Raw genomic sequence first — 19,356 nt, 5'->3', positions numbered from 1 at the left:
AATATCCGCCAACGAGCCGCGCAGCGTTAACCGCCGCCATCCTCGCCGCGCAGGCGGTCGTGGACGACGCGTACGCGAGCGAAGAGGAGGTTGCGCGGGCGGAGAGCGAGCTGGCGTCAGCGCTGGCGGCGTACGCTGCTGCGGAGGTGCCGGAGGCGTCAGCGCCGGAATGGAAGCCGGGTGGGCTGACAGTAACGGATGTGGGACAAACGAGCGTCCGGATAGGCTGGCCCGAGGCCCATGCGGCTGCCGGCATTAATGGATACCGCATATATCTAAACGATGAGACGACACCGGTCTATACTGCAAGCAGCAGTGCATATACGTATACTTTAAGCGGTTTGCAGCCGGGAACTGCTTATCAAGTAACACTCAAAGCGTATAATGCTGCGGGTGAGGGAGCGGGATTAAAGGAGACAATCGTAACTCTTGCAGATAAGACCGAGCTGGTTAAGCAAATTAACGATGCTGCAGCAAGGCTGGAATCTACGAGAGAAGGAAATGCTCCGGGCCAGTTCCCGGTAACAGCCAGAAATGCATTGAAAGATGCGGTTGCTGCAGCTGAAACGATTGCTGCAGCTGCGGGCGTTACCCAGGCTCAAGTAGATTCAGCGGCTGCCGAGCTGCAGCAAGCCATAGATGTTTACAATGCGGCACAAGTGCCTCCTCGCCGTACGGGCGGCGAGTACTTATCTGCCGATGCCGATTTGCGGAATCTGGAAATCTTGACGGACGGGAAGTTCCTTGCCCTAACCCCTGCTTTTACACCCGATACTGTGAATTACTGGGTAGAGACAGAAGCGGACAAGGCAGAGATCAGGGCGCTGTCATCGCATTTTGCCGCAAGGATTATCCTGGATGGGAATCCGATACCGGTATATGGCTCCGAAGTTGAGGTTCCATTGAAGGAAGGAGACAATCCTTTTGAACTGACTGTCAGAGCGGAAAATTTCACTACTAAGCTCTATACCGTCACTATTCACCGCAAATCATCCGAGGCTGATCCAGGGCTTGAGAACCCCGCCAGTCCGCCAGAAAATTTCGAGCTGGTTGAGCTGAACGACATCGCCGGCCACTGGTCTGAGGAACAGGTGAAGGAAGCAGTGAAAAAAGGGCTGGTGAGCGGCTATCCCGACGGCAGCTTCCAACCGGATCAACCGGTCAGCCGTGAGGAGTTTACCGTTATGCTGGCTAAAGCATTAGGGCATAAGGGAGAAGCAGACTCTCTCTCGTTTGCAGACCGCAGTGATATCGGGGAGTGGGCGGAAGACGCAATCAGTTGGGCGGTGCAAGCCGGTGTCATTAATGGCTATCCCGACAGAACCTTTGGTCCGAAGCGCTCGATCAGCCGTTTGGAAATGGTAGCTATGCTCGTGCGCAGCACAAATTTGCCGGTGAACAAGCAGACTTCTGGTTTTGCTGATTCTGCTGTTATTCCCGGGTGGGGAGCAGATATAGTGGAGGTGGCAGCCGCTAATGGGCTGGTAAGAGGACGTGAAGGAAACCGTTTTGCCCCTCATGAGCCTACGACTAGAGCGGAATCGGTAGTCATTTTGCTGAGACTGCTGGAAGCAGCAGGGTCTTAGAAGAGGTCTGAGCTTTATTAAAAAATGACTGCTGCGGGAGCGTATGCTTAGAAGCGATCGGAAGTTCTCACATTCCCCGCAGCGTCATACTCTGCTGAAAGTCTAGCACTGATTTTTTAGATTTAGCCTATTGTTATTCCAAATATTGCTGGGGAGGAATAGACCCTTCCATGAAAAGAGCTTATACCAAGGCACTTCTTGCCCTCGGTGTATCCCTAATGCTGGCAGCCTGTGGCGGGTTTAGTGCGAAAGAGAAAAGAGAAGTTGAAAAACTGATGGCGGAACACTTAACCCAGAAATATAACGCTGAGTTTTCCGTCAAAATCGTCGACAATCTTCACTATGCATCGTTCGGTAATCCGTTTAGCGGAGGCATTTCCGGACTGAAGGCCGAGGCCCATGCAGTCGGGGAGGAAGACAAGATCTTTCCCGTTCATTATCATAAAAAAACAGGAGAGATTGACGACGGTTACTCCGCCATATTCATGACGGACCGGGCTGAAATCATCTTATCGGAAACGTTAGCTGATGCCTTAGCCGATGATAGGTTTGCATACGAGATCTCTACATTTACAAAACCGTATGATCTGCTGCCGTCCAATCAGTTTACCCTTGACTCGGAGCTGTCAGAGTACAGCGAAACCTTCAACATCGATGTATATGTCAACAAGGTGCTTCATGAGGAAGAACTGAGCCAAGCCTCAGAGACCATTGATTCCGTGCAGAAGGAGCTGCTCAGCCGCGGCATCAATAATTTCTATATGACAGTCGCCTATCTTAATCAAAACGAGTTCGAACATATCCATCATATAAACGCAGTCTTAAATAAGTATTCCCGAGACTCCGCGGAGATCGGCGATCTCTTTGCCTACTGCCGTTTGCTCGATGATTGCAAAATTGCTATGGCCATCGTCCAAAATGGAGAGCTTAACGATACCCCGGAATCGCTTGAGCAGGGATTGCTCCAACATCGCGAGGAAACAGCGGAGAGATATATCGACAAGCTTCCGGCTCTTCAAGAAGAGATTGAAACACGGGTATTATATAATGGACACATGCATATCGACAATGCGGTTAAACACGGCTATCAAATTCTTGACAAGTTTACCGTCGAGCAAAAGATGGAGCATTACGGTAAAAGTAAACTCTACACGGGTTATCAAACGGTCGACGGTATGAAGAAGCTGAGGCTGTATTTAACCGATTCGGACGGCCACTTTCTAATCGATCGATTCTTTGAGCCCGAGACCCTGGAGCTGGCAGAGGTCCGAAATGTCGGCCTTCATAAGCCAGCCAGCTACTTTACCGTCCTTGCCGTTGTAGCCGATTATCGCGGGACTGATGGAGATCACACCACTAGATCGTCGGTATATCTCGTCTATGGAGGCCAAGCCCGATATTCCAATGAGTTAAATGAGGCAATTAACCGGCAGGGACTGACATCGTTAAAGGATATTTATAAATTCGTCAATGACCACCAGCATGAATACGGGGAATGGATCAGCTTTAAATAAAGTCGCATAAGGCACAAAAGGCATATATGGCACATAAGTCGCATATGGCAATATATGGCGCATAGTCTCATGCCCATTTCTTACCACGGCTGGCGGGGATTGCAGCTTCTACTGAATGATATCCAACAGGGAATATATGGATGTGAATTTGAAAGTGCTCCGTTACTAGCCCAAAAGGGCTGTCCAATAAGTCTCAAGGTGAGGGAGCCGATAGCTTCACCGGGCTTTATACTTTATTCGGTTTGTCGGATAAGGAAGTATTTGCAGCTTTATCGCTTGATGCGGATGAAGATGCAGAGGAAGAAGCCTTAAGTCCCGATAGTACGGATTACTCGTTGAAGCAGCTTGTTCAAGTGCAGGGATACTCGAGCCAGCTGCAGCTTGGATTTTATAATGATGCACTTATGGCTCTGCATTATCGCTTTGACAATCATCAAACCGCTTTTGATGCCAGCAAGGCGTTAAGAGAGGAAATTGTTAATCTGCATGGCGAGCCTAGTACAATCGAAAATCATCCAAACCGGTTGGATTCTATGCGGGAAATGCCGGCAAAACTGCCTTTGCCTTCAGAGTATTTGGAGGAATGGAGTATTGAAGCTGATCCTCAGATTTTAATGGCTTTGATCGGAGATGACTCCCTTTCCGTTAATCTGGAGCTGCGGCTTTCCTTGCTGGACGAATCCCATGCTTCCGTGTCCGTCCGTTACTCGTTGAATCGCAATAGCTTGCAGTAATCTGGTATTTGAATGTGGCCGGACGATCTTATAGAAGTGATTTTTGGAGGATAGTTAAAGATTTAAGTGCTTAAATGTATAGTTCTATCGAGAAATTGCCGCTGCCGATCACCGTATTATTGTTCAAGCATGAAAAAATTTGTCCAGTTCCAATACAGGAATGTTTATTTTCTTTTTTAGGGGCGCCTGCTACAATCCTTATTGAGAATGAAAATCATTATTAATAAGCAAGGGAAGTCATCTCGCTTTCCTATTCATGGAGGTGTCGCAGTGCGTCAAGAGAAAAAGCGCTTGCTTATTGGCAGTTTCCTCTTCGGTGTCGCGATTACAGCAGTAGCGTGCAGCAGCGCGCCGGCTAGTCCAACTGAAGCCCCTCCCGGGCAAGAGGCGCAGCAGGAGCATGAAGCAGCTGGAAGCGGCGGGGAACAGTCCAAGAGGTACTACGAGAGTGTCAGGGGAAAGATCGAGCTGCCTGACGGGCCGCCAAGAGTCGTCGTTGCCAACCGGGATTATGTAGGAGATGTGTTGGCACTGGATATTGAGCCTGTTGGCGTATCCAGCACGATGGTTTTTGATACGCCTTATTATAAAGAACTGCTGAACGGGGTAGAGGGCATCGGTGAGGACGGTGCAAGTTCTTTGGAAAAAATCATTAGCCTCGAGCCGAATTTGATTTTTACCTACCAAGAGGATGCCTATGAAAATTTGTCAAAGATCGCCTCGACGATTCTGATGCCTTACGGGATGTATGACTATGACGAACGGCTGCTTGAAATCGGAAAAATAATGGACCGGGAAACGGAGGCCCGCCAGCGGCTCGAGCTATTCGATCAGAAAGTAGAGGTCAAGAAACAAGAGCTCAGCGGCAAAGTAAGTCCGGATAGCAAAGTGGCCATTATTGAAATTTCAGACAAGGATTTGTACCTGTTCGGAAAAACGTATGGACGGGGAGGGGAAATTGTTTACAACCAGTTAGGACTGTCTGCCCCTGAAATGGTTGAGGATGCAACGTCCGAGCATGGCTGGGCCAGCATCTCGCTGGAAACGCTGCCGGATTTTTTAGGTGAAGCAGATTACATCCTGCTTGGGGTGAGAGAAGCGGGTAGGCAGCGCAAAACAGAGATCGAATCGAGCGCGCTGTGGACCGGGCTGCCTGCAGTGCAAGCGGGAAATGTGTACGAATACAATCTTCAGGAATTTTACTTTCAGGATGTAATTGCGCTCGAGTATCAACTGGATTTATTATCGGACTTTTTTTTAGCGGATTAGAAGCCGCATGAAAAGTTCCGCTAATACCGGGTTGTTTATCTTTGAAAGGGCTTCGTTAGAAAGCTTTATTTTTTCGAGAAGCGGGGTGGAATGCGCGTACATTACAGGGCTCTGGCGTCCACTTCCGGTTTTACAATCTTGCTCTCCTATTTGCTGCAGCTTTTATTTTGTTCATAGGAAGTTATAATGAGTGGAGGGTGGTTTGGTACAACACATAGCGATTGGGGTGAATGTTAGTGACAACTGCTAACCCATTAGAAATGTTCTGGAGCAGAGTGAACTACGGCGAGTGGGAATTCGCATTGGCGGCAACAACCAGAGGTTTAACCTATGTTGGCTCTCCTTCCATGTTCGATGAAGAGGCTGGAGTCTGGATCAACCGATGGTATCCGGGCTGCCGGCTTATTGAGGATGATCACAGATGCCAACCGTACATTATACAACTGCTCGAGTATTTGCAAAGTGAACGCACCCTCTTCGAGCTTCCGCTGGATTGGCGGGGCACACCTTTTCAGCTTGCCGTGTGGGAGGCGCTTAACGATATTCCGTATGGGGAGACCCGGTCTTACTCCGACATAGCTCAACAATTGGGTAAGCCAGCGGCTGTGCGGGCCGTAGGAACGGCAATTGGCGCCAACCCGATTCTGGTCATCGTCCCGTGCCATCGGGTCATTGCCAAAAATGGGGCACTTGCCGGTTTTCGAGGCGGCCTCGCTATGAAAACTAAGCTTCTGGAGCTGGAGAGTGAGGGGGCCAAGCTTCTGGCCGCGGCCGAGTCCGGGTAGGGCGAATCCGGATTAAGGCCGAATTCAGGCTCCCGTTTTGTCTTTGTGCATCTGCCGGTGTCTCAAACAACCTCCTGTAATCGTCATGGTGATGAAAGACGAAAAGGGAGGTTTTTTTATATGCATTGAGACAATGGGATGTTGGGATGACCGATTTGCTTCGTGTTTGCTTGTGTATCGCTTGCGAAATTGTTTTAATAATAGATGCAATCTCAAAAAACAAAACCAATGCCATCTTTATATGATTTCTTAAGCGATTTTGGTGTGCATTCTTGGTAGAAAGGAAGATTCGCGGTGTATCGCATCATGATCTGTGAGGACGATCCGAAATTGGCGGCGCTGTTAAGCGGGCATCTTGAAAAATATGGATATGCAGCGGTGCTTGCGCAAGATTTTGCCAGGGTCATGGAGACGTTCCAGGAAAGCGACCCGCATCTCGTGCTGCTTGATGTCAATTTGCCGAAGTATGATGGTTTTTATTGGTGCAGGCAAATTCGTCTTGTTTCCAAATGTCCAATTCTGTTCATCTCCGCCAGGGATGGTGAAATGGATCAGGTGATGGCGCTCGAATACGGGGCCGATGATTATATTACGAAGCCGTTTCATTACGAAGTCGTCATGGCGAAAATTCGCAGCCAGCTGCGTCGCGTGTATGGCGAATATGCACCGGCCGAGCAGGAACGGGTCATCGCCCAGGGCGGACTCGTCCTGTATCCGGAACGGCTGGAGCTGTATTGGCAGGGCAGCAGGGTTCTGCTGACGAAACGGGAGGCGCTGCTCGTCGAGCTGCTGCTCAAGCGTTACCCCCGTGTCGTTAGCCGCGAGTCGATGCTGGAGAAGCTGTGGGACGAATCCTTCGTCGACGAGAACACGTTGAATGTAAACATAACGCGTGTGCGCAAAAAATTGCAGGAGCTGGGACTTGAGTCCGCACTGGAAACGATCCGCGGCACAGGGTACAGGCTGGTACTCGCCGGAGAAAGCGGGGAACGGCTATGAAGCTGTTCCTGCGCGAGCATGCTCCGCTCATCATAGTTCAGGCGGTGACGTTCAGTCTCGTCATGCTAGTTTATTGGCTCGACGGTTATCGCAATCTGTCCACAGCGCTGTACTCTGTGTTCATTGGTTTATTGATGTTCAGCGGTTATCTGGGCTGGCGATATGTGAGCGAACGTTTGCTTTACAAGCGGTTATCAGCGCAGCTCGACAAGATGGACGAATCGATGCAGAGGTTTGGCGCCTCACCGCTGGGAGATGCGGTTGAAGGGCTGCTGCGGCAGCAGTACCGTCATTTTCAAGGGCAAATTAAAGGAATTGAGAAGCATCGCGAAGAACATCTGACCTTTATTAATCAGTGGGCGCACCAGATGAAAACACCGCTGTCGGTCATTCAACTGCTGGTCCAGGACGAGGATGATGAGCGCTCGGCAAGCATACGGGATGAAGCGGACCGACTCGAGAAAGGGCTGCAAATGGTGCTTTATGCAGCAAGGCTGGAATCGTTCGAGAGCGATTTCAAGGTGGAGCCGGTATTGCTGCGCAAGCTGGCGGAGAAGGCGGTGCATGAAAACAAACGGCTCTTCATCCGCCATAACGTCTACCCGGAGGTGCACATAGATCCTTCCCTTGTTATCGAGTCAGACGCCAAATGGCTGTTGTTTGTGCTGAATCAGCTGGTCATTAATGCTGTCAAATATTCTGCCGGAAGCGGGCAAAAAGTGACTATCCATGCATGGAAGGAAGCCGAGGAGGTCTGGCTGGAAGTACGGGACCGCGGCATTGGTATTCCGAAGCACGATCTGAAGCGTGTCTTCCAGCCGTTCTTCACAGGTGAAAACGGTCGGACCCACCGCGAATCAACGGGGATGGGACTGTACGTTGCGCAGCAGTTCTGTCAGCGGCTCGGGCATCGCATCGCAATCGAGTCCATGGTCGGTGCAGGGACGACGGTTCGCATCGCGTTCAACTCCGCCGTACCTTACAACAATGTAAGATAAATGAAAGGCAAATCGATGGATCGTTTGTACGCCCTTTCTTTATACTAGGAGAAGACCGGGATGCCCGGGATAAGTCATGAAGTTAGACTGCCCAATCCAGCGTTCCGTCAAAGCTTTGGAAGGGAAGTGCAAGGAATGGACATGCTTCGCGTTGAACATTTGAATAAAGTATATGGAGGGCAAAAGCTGGCTTACCGTGCATTGACTGATATTAATCTGACGGCGGAGCACGGTGAGTTTATCGGCATTATGGGGCCATCGGGCAGCGGCAAGACGACGCTGCTCAACATTGTCTCGACGATTGATGCGCCAACGTCAGGAGAAGTCTTTATTAACGGTAAAAATCCATACAGCCTGAAAAAAAATGACCTGGCCCGCTTTCGCCGCCGGGAGCTTGGTTTTATCTTTCAAGATTTCAACCTGCTTAATACGCTGACCGTGCTGGAGAACATCGTGCTGCCGCTTACGCTGGACGGCAAAGGGGTCAAGCTGATGGAGCAAAAAGCACGCGAAGCGGCGAGCAAGCTCGGCATTGAGGCGATCATGGACAAACGCACGTACGAAATCTCCGGCGGCCAAGCACAGCGGGCGGCGATTGCACGGGCAGTCATCCATTCGCCGAAGCTGCTGCTCGCGGACGAGCCGACAGGCAACCTTGATTCGAAATCAGCGAAAGACGTAATGGAGCTGCTCGAGAAACTGAACCGCGAGGACGGTACTACGATGCTGCTCGTTACGCATGACGCCTTGGCCGCGAGCTATTGTCACCGCGTCATCTTTATCAAGGATGGCCAGCTGTACAACGAAATTCACCGTGGTGATAGCCGGCAGGCGTTTTTCCAGAAAATCATCGATATGCTGTCATTGATGGGAGGGCATGCACATGACCTTTCGTCAGTTCGCGTATAATAACGTGGTGCGCAACCGGCGCACCTATGCCGCTTATTTCTTGAGCAGCGCGTTTTCTGTCATGGTGTTTTTCGTGTATGCCGTATTTGCCTTCCATCCATCGCTTAAGGATGAGGCGATCGGATCACAGGTGTCAAGCGTGATGGGGTTCGCGGAATGGGTCATTTATATTTTCTCGTTTTTTTCGTTTTGTACTCCATGAACGCCTTCTTGAAAACTCGTAAAAAAGAGTTCGGTACCCTGGTGCTGCTCGGCATGACAAATATGCAGCTAAGAAGGATGGTGTTCCTGGAAAATGGGCTGCTCGGCCTGCTAGCAACGATAACGGGCATCGGTTTGGGGACGGCATTTGCCAAGGTAATTCTGCTGGCGGCGGAAAATGTTCTCAGTCTCGAGCAGACGCTAACGTTCTATTGGCCGTGGCAGGCAGTAATGTTAACATTTGCTGCGTTTGTGCTGCTGTTTGCAGGCATCTCCTTCTTTACCGCCGCTGTACTGAGGGGAGATAAGCTGATCGATCTGCTAAAAGGCAGCGTCATGCCGAGACCGGAGCCGAAAGCTTCCATATGGCTGTCTCTGCTGGCGGCACTCTGTATCGGTACGGGCTACGCTGTCGCATTAAAGGTGGAAGGTGTTGCGGTTGCCGCAGCGTTCATTCCTGTATCGGTGCTCGTCATCATTGGCACATACTTTTTATTCACTCAATTGAGTGTGCGGCTCATCCATTTCGGCAAAAAGCGGAAGGCTTTTTTCTGGCGGAAAACGAACATGCTATTTTTGTCTGATATGGCCTATCGCATGAAGGACAATGCACGCATGTTTTTTCTGACAGCCATTTTGTCAACGGTCGCCTTCTCCGCCATCGGTGCTCTTGTCGGCTTTAAAACGATGATGAACGATTCGATATTGAAGGAAAACCCGTTCGCATTAGAGTATATATCCCAAGCCGGGAATCCGGAAGAAACAGAACGGGCTCATGTTGAGGCTATTGAGGAAACACTTCGCTCCGAACAAATCGCCTATACTCTGTATAAAGCCGAAATGAAAACAGTCGCGGGGGCGGAGGACGGGCAAACGGTGGTGACTGTCAAGCAATCCGACTATAATCAAGCTGCCGAAGCGGCAGGAGAGAGTCCGGTCCATCTCCAGGATGGTCAGGCTGTGGCGATCTATTATTCCAATCCGTTCATTAACCGCATGGACAGGCAGGAGCAGCTGAGTTTTGCGGAACAAGACACAGTGCTGCAGGTAACCGACAGAATGCAGACTTATGTCCTTCCGATCTTTTCCACGTTTTACGTCATTCCTGATTCGGTGTTTGCTTCGCTTCAGGGAGAAAAGCTCGAACGCTTCTACGCTTTTGACGTAGCGGATTGGGGAAGCACTTTGCATGCCGGAGAGCAATTGCGAGAAAAGTTTGGCAAACGGGGATCAGGCCCCTATGATTATAAATCTTTGGCTATCGCCATGCATGAGATGAATCAATCTTACGGGGTTATCCTGTTTGTCGGATTGTTTATTGGCGTCGTCTTTTTTGTCGCGGCGGGAAGCTTTCTCTATTTCCGGCTATATGCAGATCTGGAGGATGACAAGCACAAGTTCAGCGCCATTCGCCGTCTCGGACTGTCGGATGAAGAGCAGGCCAAAGTCGTTACACGGCAGCTGCTGCTCCTGTTCTTCGTACCGGTCGGTACCGCGCTCATTCACGGCGCCGTTGCGCTTACCGCTTTTCAAAGGATGTTCAGCTTTTCACTGGTGATGGAATCAGCGCTTGTTCTGGGCAGTTTCCTGCTCATTCAACTGATTTACTTCCTCCTGATCCGTGCGCGGTACATCCATCAGCTAAGAACGGAGTAGCCGAACAGAAGGTTCAAGATCGCGTAAACAATACGTGACTGTATAGATATGTACGCTGTATCTCTTTATGTACGTTGAATCTCAGGCACAACTCCAACATGAAAATTGCCGAGGCTGGCGGGGTTCGCGGACTTGTTTCCTGCATTTTGTACGAAATGTCGTACAAATGCATGGGGTTGAAGTGCGATTACCGGAGGTTTGTATGAAACGTCGTACAAATTCAGGGGATTGAAGGGCAATTACCCAAGAGTTGTATGACAAATCGTACAAATGCATGGATTGAAGGGCGATTGCCCGAGATTTGTATGACAAATCGTACAAACGCAAATGCAGGGGTCTAAGAGTTGAGTCCGTACAAATACCGGGGTTTAAAGGAGCTCCAGCCAGTGTTTCATACGAAATTTCGTAGCAAGTTATGTGATTAAGGCCGATTACCCAAGATTGCTCATCATGCGGGAGTTTTATTTTCACAGAAATACTGTATCTCTTACGTATTCGTTTTTGGGGCTGTCCCATAGGCCTAGTCAATGGTCTGGGGGCAGTTTTTTGTGTTAATCGACCGCGTTTAAGGACGTAAGCTTAGATGCTGGAGGTTAAGGTTTAGACACTGAAGGTTTAAACGCTGAAGGTTTAGACACTGAAGGTTTAGACACTGAAGGTTTAAACGCTGAAGGTTTAAACACTGAAGGCTAACCGGTATAGACGGCAATAAGCTCTTCTCTTCAGGGATCTTGTTCTCTCAGATGTGAATTAGGGTATAATGGTTACAAGTAGGAAGCGAAAGGATGATTATGATGACTACACGTGAATTTATTGAAAATAAAGACCGCAGAGCCAACCGCTTGATTAAGGAAAAAAGCCCGTACTTGCTGCAGCATGCCTATAACGCTATCGATTGGTACCCTTGGGGAGAAGAAGCTTTTGCGAAAGCGGCAAGAGAGAGCAAGCCGGTGTTTCTGTCCATTGGCTATTCCTAGCCTTCGGGCTACTATGAGAAAGGATACGCATAATTACTACTTGTCACTGGTGCAATGTTATGGCGCAGGAATCGTTCGAAGATGAAAAAGTAGCCGCATGGCTGAATGCTCATTACATAGCTGTTAAAGTCGACCGGGAAGAACGGCCTGATGTGGACAAGCTGTATATGTCGGTATGTCAAGCGATGACCGGTCAGGGTGGCTGGCCGCTGACAGTACTCATGACCCCGGATAAAAAGCCGTTTTTTGTTGGTACGTATTTTCCTAAAACGAGCCAATACGGTAAGCCGGGAGTTATCGACATCGTCAGTCAGGTGCATCAGAAATGGACGGAGCAGCGGGAAGAACTGCTCGACATAGCGGAGGAGATTGCGGAAACCGTTCGCAACCGCCAGGAGACCGCACTTTCCGGCGAGCTGTCTGCAGATATGCTGGACATGGCGTATGAGCTGTTCAGCCAGGCGTTCGACTCACAGTACGGCGGTTTCGGTGATGCACCAAAGTTCCCCAGTCCCCATCAGCTGTCCTTCCTGCTTCGCTATTACAAGCGGACAGGAGAGCAAGACGCTTTGGACATGGCGGAGAAAACGCTGGAAGGAATGCACCGCGGTGGCATGTACGATCACATCGGCTATGGCTTTGCCCGCTGTTCTGCGGATGAACGCTGGCTGGTTCCGCATTTTGAGAAAATGCTGTATGACAATGCCTTGTTAGCTGCGGTTTATTTGGAAGCATACGAGGTGACGGGAAAGCAGGAGTATGCCGAAATCGCTGAACAAATTTTTGCCTATGTAAAGCGTGATATGACTTCCAGCGAAGGGTTCTTTTTCAGTGCGGAGGGCTCTCATTCCGAAGGAGCGGAAGAACAGTTTTACTTATGGACGCCTGAAGAGGTCAATGCTGTACTCGGAGAAGAGGACGGAGAGCTGTTCTGTGATGTATTCGATATTCAGGAAGATGGGCCTGTTGATGGATATAGTGTTCCTAATCTTCTAGGCTTGACGAGATCGACCTTTGCCCGCTTGCAGCGGATGGATCCGGCGGAACGGGAACGGCGGCTGGAGAGGTCGAGGGTGAAGCTTTTCCAGCATCGCGAAAGGCGGGCTCGCCCCCATAAGGACGATAAAATGCTAACCGCCTGGAATGGCTTGATGATCATGGCTTTGGCCAAGGGAGCCAAGGTACTGCAAAAAGCGGAACATGCGGATGCTGCGCAAAAAGCCGTTGGCTTTATTCTGCAAAGATTAGTGCGGGAAGATGGCCGGCTGCTGGCCCGCTATCGGGATGGAGATGCAGCCATTCCGGCATATTTGGACGACTATGCTTTTCTTGTCTGGGGTTTGATCGAGCTCTATGAAGCCACGCGGGAAACGGAGTATTTACACCAAGCAGTCCGTTTCAACCAGGAGATGATCCGCTTGTTCTGGGATGATGAAAGCGGCGGTTTTTATTTCTCTGGAATAGATGGGGAGAAGCTGTTAGCTCGCTCCAAAGAAATTCATGACGGAGATATGCCGTCCGGCAATTCAGCTGCTGCGATGAATTTACTACGGTTAGCAAGTTTAACGGAGGACACCAAGCTCTTACAGCTTGCCCACCGCCAATTAAGAAGCTTTGCGGCTGTTGTAGAGCAGTATCCCGCAGGATTTTCAATGTATTTGTGCGCCTTAGATTCTATCCTTCCACCGAAAGCGCAATCGTAACTCGAGTAAAGTGGTCAGAAAGTTGCGTTCAGTCCCTCTAAGGGCAGCCGTCGTTCGACGGTTCCCTTTAAGGGGTGGAGGGCGGCGGTTGATGGGATTGCGGCATTGGCCCGCTATCTATTGAAAGTGGCAGGCATCCGCCTCGCTGCTTTCCTGCAAAAGCCGCCGCACAAAAAAAGTTGGACGAAATTTTTTCCGTCCAACTTTTTTATTTACGGGCCTTATCGAGCAGCCCAACTTTTTATTTTCGGGATTTGCCGGACAGGCCCTTTACTTTAACCTTCACTGCATGAAAGTTCACTGTGTGAAGGCTTCAGCATGCTTTACCTCGATATCCATCTCTACTCATCGGGAACGATGCAGATCATTTCTTCGGTAATATCGAATTGAATCTCGCTGCGGAAAACTCTTCGTCCATACTCCGTCAGCATGTAACGCTCAACGGCCTCTTTCATATTCCCTTCAATTAGATATTGATTGCGCCCTTCGACAATAACTTCGGCAGAATAGCCGAGGTCTTCATCCCACATTAGCTGCACCTGCACCTGGGTCGGCTGTACCTGCTTGCGCTCTGCCATATTCAAGCAGATGGCGTTCATAATTTCTTGTTCACTCAGGATCATGGTTAGTGCCTCTTATACGGATTGTTGCGGTTAGTGTCCATCCGGCGGCGGTCCATTTTATTAAAGATCCAGCGGACAGCAGCAAACAGCAAGAAAATAATAACGAACATTGCCGCCAGATTGACGAGCAGCCCGAGAATTTCACCCATGAAGCCCATTCCGGCGAATAAGCCGCCAAAGAGCAGTCCTGCAATGCCGCCGATCATCATGCCTTTCATGAAGCTTCCTCCGCTAAAAAAGCCGCGGTTTTGATTAGTGGCCGCTGTGTTGCGGGTATTGGCGTTGGAGGTATTGGAAGTGTCATTGCGGGATACGTTGCTTTGATTGTACTGGGTGCGATTAGTACTGGTGTCCTGCTTCTTGAAGCTTCCCGTGTTCGACTTGTAGCCCCCGCCTCCTCGGCGAGCATCCGCCAGGTCCGGAGTAACGACTGCCAAGAAAAGAAAACAAGACATAAAGACGAGTAAAAACTTTTTCATGATTCCCCTCCTGAAGTTTACTTGCTTTAAGATTTTCATCTATAATTACTATATAGAATTCATACGGGGGAAACAAGCGGCCGGTTTCAAAAAAAGACTGCTTTATGGGAGCGGCAGTATTTTCATTTCTTAAACAAATAAACATTTTCTTTTTTTAACAAAAATGGGGCGGCCAAAGATTGCAGATTTTTCTCCCCAGAACAGGTGATGGAGCTTATGAACGAGGACGATATTGCACAATTGATAGGCAGAATGTCTTATGATATGCCCTATATTGAATACTTGGTTTTTTTTCATGCGGACCGGGACTACTTCGAGTGTCATGAAATTATGGAGGAGCACTGGAAGGCCTGTCCGGCTAGTCCGCTTCGCCAAGCTTGGCTGGGACTAATTCAGGTAGCTGTCGCTCAATATCATGAACGCAGAAATAACTTGAAGGGTGCTTTAATCATGCTTACCAGCGCCATCGGGCATTTGCAGCAGATAAGAGTAGAGGAGATCGGACTGGACAGCGCAGAATTAATGTTCCGATTAGAGGAAAGAAAGCAGCAATTGGAGCATAGACTTGCCGGCACTGATGAAGATGGTGGAGCGAAGCGTCTATCTTTAGAAGGGGTGCCGTTTACGGATTTGAACCTGCCGATCTGTGATCAGCGATTGGAGCAGGCTTGTGTAGAGCTCTGTCAACAGCGGGGGCGCGTCTGGCTTAAGGCCAGCGACTTAAGCAACGAATATTTGGTGCATAAGCACTCACTGCGAGACCGTAGTGAGGTGGTGAGTGAACGCAGGCGCAGGCTTAGGGAGAAGCAGCTAAAGCGACAGCGTTAAACGAAAGTAGCAAGCAGCGAGTCACAAGCAGCAAGCCACAAGCAGCAAGTCACAAGTAGCAAGTAGCAAGTCATAAGTAGCGAGTCGCAAGTGACAAGTCGCAAGTCACAAGTAGCAAGTGACGAGTAGCAAGTCATAAAGTTAAGCCGGCCTGACTAAGGGGCGGCTTAAAGGCTTTTGCACCTTTAGCCCCCATCGTCTGCCTTGGCTTCTTAGTTATCGTATTTATTCCCTTGCTTGGTCCCATCGATCACAAGATCGAGCTTGCCGGTTTTCGGATCAATGATCAAGCCGTGTACATACACATCCCTCGGCAGTATCGGATGTCTCTGGATCAAGTCCACACTTCCTTCCACTGCTTGCTGCACATCATCAAAGCCGGTCAACCAGCGCGACAGCTTGATGCCCGCATTAGTCAACGTGCTGAATACCTCGTCGGATACACCGCGATCCTTGGCTTTATCCAGAATAGAAGCGGAATTCAAGCCGGTCATGCCGCAATCATGGTGGCCAATGACAAGCACCTCGCTGGCCTTCAAACTGTATATTGCAACCATAATACTCCGCATAACGCTGCCGAACGGATGGGAGACGACAGCACCGGCGGTTTTAATGATTTGCGCATCGCCGTTTTTCAGGTTTAATGCCCGCGGCAGCAGCTCCACCAGACGGGAATCCATACAGGTTACGATGACCATTTTTTTCGTTGAGAACTTGTCTGTAATATACGGCTCGTAAGCTCCTTTGCTTACAAACTCTTCGTTGTATTCAAGAATGCTCTGTAATCTGCTCATTTTAAAACCTCCTATTTTCGCTTGTCGATTAAGCTCATGCTGTTGTTGTAAATTTGCTGCTTGCTGTTAAGCCGAAATGAAAGCTTCTCCGGTATATAATCCAGCTTTAGTTCCTCTTCAAAAAACACCTCATGCCTTTGCTCATACAATATCGGCACAGGCGCGTCGGCGGCCTTGAGAAGCTCAAGGTCAGCATCCTCGCTGGAAATGATCCAAAGCTGGGGGACTCCGCTAACAGCACAGCCGCAGCCCTCGGAATCATATACGAGCTGAAGGACGCCATCCGCTCCAACTTGAGCAGCAGCTTGCTTGGCTGCCCTTTCGGTAACTTCTACGTGCATGGGTTGGCCTCCTCCCCTGTTTGATTCTGGCAATCTAGCTGCCTTAATACAGGCAAGATTTTCTAGGATGGTTTACACAGCGGCAACAATTCTATCGGGGCTTTCTATTGATTATAAAACGAAGAAAAAGTAATATCAAAGAGAAATATTGTGGGAAGGTGTGATCAAGTGACGGATGCCTTTGAAAACAAGTTGGATGGATTTTTGAATTTGCTGAGAAAAATGAACGGCTACAGCGAAGCGATCGGCCTTATGCATTGGGATATGCGGACCGGTGCGCCGAAAAAAGCGATGGAGGGCCGATCTCAAGCTATTGGCTACTTATCAGCCGAAATGTTCCGCCTTTCGGTATCTGACGAGATGGGCGAGTATTTGGAGGAATTGACTAAGCCGGAAAATGCAAGCCAGCTCACCACTTCCCAGCAAAAAATGGTGTTGGAATGCAAGAAAGACTATGATCGTGACAAAAAAATTCCGCCGGATAAATACCAAGCCTACACGGTGCTCACCTCGCAAGCGGAATCGGTATGGGAGGAAGCCAAGGATCAGGCTGACTTCAGCATGTTTCAGCCGTATTTGGAGCAAATTGTGGAGACGAATTTGGAATTTGTCGAGCTGTGGGGTTATGAGCAGAACAAATACGATACACTGCTTGATATGTACGAGCCAGGCATGACTGTAGAAAAGCTGGATCAAGTGTTTGGCGTGCTTAGAGAGCGGGTCGTGCCGTTGGTCAGTGCTATTGCAAGCGCAGCTTACCAGCCGGAAACCGGATTTCTCCATCAAAAGTTTGAAAAAGAACGGCAGCGCCGCTTCAACCATTACATACTGGAGCAAATCGGCTACAGCTTCGATGCGGGACGGCTTGACGAAACGGTTCATCCTTTCGCAATCGGATTAAATCCGGGTGATGTGCGAATTACGACCAAGTTTGCCCTGGATAATTTAACAACCGCGCTGTTCGGAACGATTCATGAAGGCGGCCACGGACTTTATGAACAGAACATATCTGGCGATTTGATGGGAACGAACCTGTGCACGGGAACCTCCATGGGCATTCATGAATCGCAATCCCGCTTCTGGGAAAATATGGTCGGACGCAGTGAACCATTCTGGCAGCGATATTATGGCGATCTGCGCAAGCAATTCCCCGGCCAGCTGGATGATGTGGAGCTCGATCGGTTTTACCGGGGGATTAACGAGGTTAAGCCGACTTTAATCCGGATCGAGGCCGACGAGGTCACTTACAACCTGCACATCATGATCCGTTATGAGATTGAGAAAGCGCTCTTTAACGGCTCCGTTAAAGTGTCTGAGCTGCCTGAATATTGGAATGACTTGTACAAGGACTATTTGGGGGTCGCCCCGGATAATGACGGCGATGGGGTGCTTCAAGACGTACACTGGTCAGGAGGAATGTTCGGCTACTTCCCGTCCTATGCTCTCGGGAATATGTACTCTGCCCAATTCCGTCATACGCTGATGATGCAAATGCCTGATTTTGAGGAGAAAATCCGGCGAGGCGAGCTGCTGCCTATTAAGGATTGGCTGAGCGAGCAAATTTATCAGTACGGCAAGCTGCTGGATCCTTCGGAAATTGTCATGAAAGTAACCGGGGAAGAGCTGAACCCCGATTATCTCGTGCGCTATCTGGAAGAAAAATATAAAAATATTTATAAATTATAAAGCTGCTGTGCGATAGCTGCCGGTAAGTTGAGTAAGCATCCCGGCTCTCTGCGAACCCCACTTATGTGGGGTTATTTTTTTTGAAGCGAGATTGACATGCCGGCAGGCTAATGCTTCACGGGCGGGCAAGCTGCTTAGCCGTGCTTGCTCCCGGGGGATTTATTCAGCTGTCCTTAACACTTTTTAGGCAGCGGACATAGGATACAGAAGCAAGAATTATGAAGAAGGGGGAATAGGCTATGAAGCGTTGGGCTCGGCGGTTTATCGCTTGGCTCGGGATGGTATCACTGGTCGTACTGGCTGCTTGCTCATCCGCCCAAGGCAGTGAGACCCTGCGGGTAGGCGAAGTGACTCGCTCGATTTTTTACGCGCCGCAGTATGTGGCGATTTCGCAAGGCTTCTTTGAAGAAGAAGGGTTGACAGTGGAGCTCACCACGACATTTGGCGGAGACAAAACCATGACTACCTTGCTCTCCGGCGGAATCGATATTGCGCTGGTCGGCTCGGAAACCTCCATCTATGTTCACCAGCAGGGCAGTGACGATCCGATTATTAATTTTGCCCAAGTGACGCAGACTGACGGTACCTTTCTGGTGGCCAGGGAGCCTCTTCCCGATTTTGAATGGTCACAGCTTAAAGGCACCACCTTTCTCGGTCAGCGAAAGGGCGGAATGCCGCAAATGGCGGGCGAATTCACCTTGAAATTACACGGGATTGATCCCCATAACGATCTCGAGCTTCTGCAAAATGTGGAGTTTGCCAACATCCCGACAGCCTTTGCATCGGGGACAGGCGATTTTGTCCAGTTATTCGAGCCCCAGGCCTCTGTATTTGAGAAAGAAGGACGCGGCCACGTTATAGCCTCCTTTGGAGTGGAGAGCGGGCATTTGCCCTATACCGTATTTATGGCCAAACAAAGCTATATCGAAAAGAATGAAGAATTGATTCAAAAATTCACCAATGCGGTTCATCGCGCCCAGCTTTGGGTGGAGACCCAGCCGGTGGAAGAAATTACTAGGGCAATTGCCGGTTTTTTTGATGATACAGACGAAGAAATCATTGCCCGTGTTGTCGAGCGTTACAAAGAGCAGGGCTCCTTTGCCACCGATCCGATCATAGACGCGGATGAGTGGAATAACTTGCTGGACATTATGGAAGCAGCAGGTGAACTGGAAGAGCGAGTGGAGCCGGAGGCGCTGATTGATAACCGGTTCGCAGAACAGGCCATTTCCGCTTTATCCTCACCGTAAAGCAAGCTTCATGGAATTCATGAG

At 49.6% G+C, this 19,356-nt stretch carries 19 protein-coding genes; 15 read left to right on the top strand and 4 right to left on the bottom strand.

Annotated features, from left to right (window positions below):
• The 12 genes from PSHG_RS27640 to PSHG_RS13520 all read left to right on the top strand — a co-directional run.
• A partial coding sequence (locus PSHG_RS27640; RefSeq protein ID WP_010273648.1) for an S-layer homology domain-containing protein occupies positions 1-1,586 on the top strand: 1,586 nt, incomplete at its 5' end.
• Between the two features lie 170 nt (positions 1,587-1,756).
• Complete coding sequence (locus PSHG_RS13570; protein WP_010273647.1) at positions 1,757-3,100, top strand: RNA-binding protein; 1,344 nt, start codon at positions 1,757-1,759, stop codon at positions 3,098-3,100.
• A gap of 242 nt (positions 3,101-3,342) precedes the next feature.
• Entirely contained in the window at positions 3,343-3,834 is a 492-nt protein-coding gene (locus PSHG_RS13565; protein ID WP_010273645.1) for a hypothetical protein, read from the top strand.
• Positions 3,835-4,104: 270 nt separating this feature from the next.
• Positions 4,105-5,103 (top strand): ABC transporter substrate-binding protein, encoded by a 999-nt coding sequence (locus tag PSHG_RS13555; protein WP_010273644.1) that lies wholly within the window; start codon positions 4,105-4,107, stop codon positions 5,101-5,103.
• A 236-nt stretch (positions 5,104-5,339) separates the two neighbouring features.
• On the top strand, positions 5,340-5,888 hold the full coding sequence (locus PSHG_RS13550) for a methylated-DNA--[protein]-cysteine S-methyltransferase (RefSeq protein ID WP_010273642.1): 549 nt from the start codon (positions 5,340-5,342) through the stop codon (positions 5,886-5,888).
• A gap of 294 nt (positions 5,889-6,182) precedes the next feature.
• Positions 6,183-6,887 carry a response regulator transcription factor gene (locus PSHG_RS13545; protein WP_010273641.1) on the top strand — a complete coding sequence of 235 codons (705 nt, stop codon included), beginning with the start codon at positions 6,183-6,185 and terminating at the stop codon, positions 6,885-6,887.
• Positions 6,884-7,885, top strand: a complete 1,002-nt coding sequence (locus tag PSHG_RS13540) for a sensor histidine kinase (RefSeq protein ID WP_010273640.1) — start codon at positions 6,884-6,886, stop codon at positions 7,883-7,885. The genes PSHG_RS13545 and PSHG_RS13540 overlap by 4 nt, the downstream gene beginning before the upstream one ends.
• A gap of 135 nt (positions 7,886-8,020) precedes the next feature.
• Positions 8,021-8,794, top strand: a complete 774-nt coding sequence (locus tag PSHG_RS13535) for an ABC transporter ATP-binding protein (protein WP_010273639.1) — start codon at positions 8,021-8,023, stop codon at positions 8,792-8,794.
• Positions 8,769-8,996 carry a hypothetical protein gene (locus PSHG_RS31515; RefSeq protein ID WP_235782055.1) on the top strand — a complete coding sequence of 76 codons (228 nt, stop codon included), beginning with the start codon at positions 8,769-8,771 and terminating at the stop codon, positions 8,994-8,996. The genes PSHG_RS13535 and PSHG_RS31515 overlap by 26 nt, the downstream gene beginning before the upstream one ends.
• Complete coding sequence (locus tag PSHG_RS27635; RefSeq protein ID WP_235782054.1) at positions 8,951-10,651, top strand: FtsX-like permease family protein; 1,701 nt, start codon at positions 8,951-8,953, stop codon at positions 10,649-10,651. The genes PSHG_RS31515 and PSHG_RS27635 overlap by 46 nt, the downstream gene beginning before the upstream one ends.
• A 785-nt stretch (positions 10,652-11,436) precedes the next feature.
• Positions 11,437-11,628, top strand: a complete 192-nt coding sequence (locus tag PSHG_RS27630) for a DUF255 domain-containing protein (RefSeq protein WP_010273638.1) — start codon at positions 11,437-11,439, stop codon at positions 11,626-11,628.
• Positions 11,629-11,687: 59 nt separating this feature from the next.
• Positions 11,688-13,331: a thioredoxin domain-containing protein gene (locus PSHG_RS13520; protein ID WP_010273637.1), complete on the top strand. Its 1,644-nt coding sequence runs from the start codon at positions 11,688-11,690 to the stop codon at positions 13,329-13,331.
• 341 nt (positions 13,332-13,672) lie between these two features.
• Here the strand turns inward: PSHG_RS13520 and PSHG_RS13510 are convergent, their stop codons facing one another.
• A complete protein-coding gene (locus tag PSHG_RS13510; RefSeq protein WP_010273635.1) occupies positions 13,673-13,954 on the bottom strand; it encodes a DUF2653 family protein in 282 nt (93 codons plus the stop codon).
• A 2-nt stretch (positions 13,955-13,956) separates the two neighbouring features.
• Complete coding sequence (locus PSHG_RS13505) at positions 13,957-14,433, bottom strand: import inner membrane translocase subunit Tim44 (protein ID WP_010273632.1); 477 nt, start codon at positions 14,431-14,433, stop codon at positions 13,957-13,959.
• A 216-nt stretch (positions 14,434-14,649) separates the two neighbouring features.
• Between PSHG_RS13505 and PSHG_RS13500 the strand changes: the two genes are divergently transcribed.
• Positions 14,650-15,261 (top strand): DUF309 domain-containing protein, encoded by a 612-nt coding sequence (locus tag PSHG_RS13500; RefSeq protein WP_010273631.1) that lies wholly within the window; start codon positions 14,650-14,652, stop codon positions 15,259-15,261.
• A gap of 212 nt (positions 15,262-15,473) precedes the next feature.
• Here the strand turns inward: PSHG_RS13500 and PSHG_RS13495 are convergent, their stop codons facing one another.
• Both PSHG_RS13495 and PSHG_RS13490 read right to left on the bottom strand, forming a co-directional pair.
• On the bottom strand, positions 15,474-16,055 hold the full coding sequence (locus PSHG_RS13495) for a beta-class carbonic anhydrase (protein ID WP_010273629.1): 582 nt from the start codon (positions 16,053-16,055) through the stop codon (positions 15,474-15,476).
• Between the two features lie 11 nt (positions 16,056-16,066).
• Positions 16,067-16,396, bottom strand: a complete 330-nt coding sequence (locus tag PSHG_RS13490; protein WP_010273627.1) for an iron-sulfur cluster biosynthesis family protein — start codon at positions 16,394-16,396, stop codon at positions 16,067-16,069.
• A 168-nt stretch (positions 16,397-16,564) separates the two neighbouring features.
• Here PSHG_RS13490 and PSHG_RS13485 point away from each other — a divergent pair, with 168 nt between their 5' ends.
• On the top strand, positions 16,565-18,082 hold the full coding sequence (locus tag PSHG_RS13485; RefSeq protein ID WP_010273624.1) for a carboxypeptidase M32: 1,518 nt from the start codon (positions 16,565-16,567) through the stop codon (positions 18,080-18,082).
• A 239-nt stretch (positions 18,083-18,321) separates the two neighbouring features.
• A complete protein-coding gene (locus tag PSHG_RS13480) occupies positions 18,322-19,332 on the top strand; it encodes an ABC transporter substrate-binding protein (protein WP_010273622.1) in 1,011 nt (336 codons plus the stop codon).
• The last annotated feature ends 24 nt before the right edge of the window (positions 19,333-19,356 follow it).

The sequence above is a fragment of the Paenibacillus senegalensis JC66 genome, from assembly GCF_000285515.1.
GTDB classification, from domain to species: Bacteria; Bacillota; Bacilli; order Paenibacillales; family NBRC-103111; genus Paenibacillus_L; species Paenibacillus_L senegalensis.
Note: the sequence above shows the minus strand (reverse complement) of the source record. Positions and strands in the feature narration are given on the sequence as shown.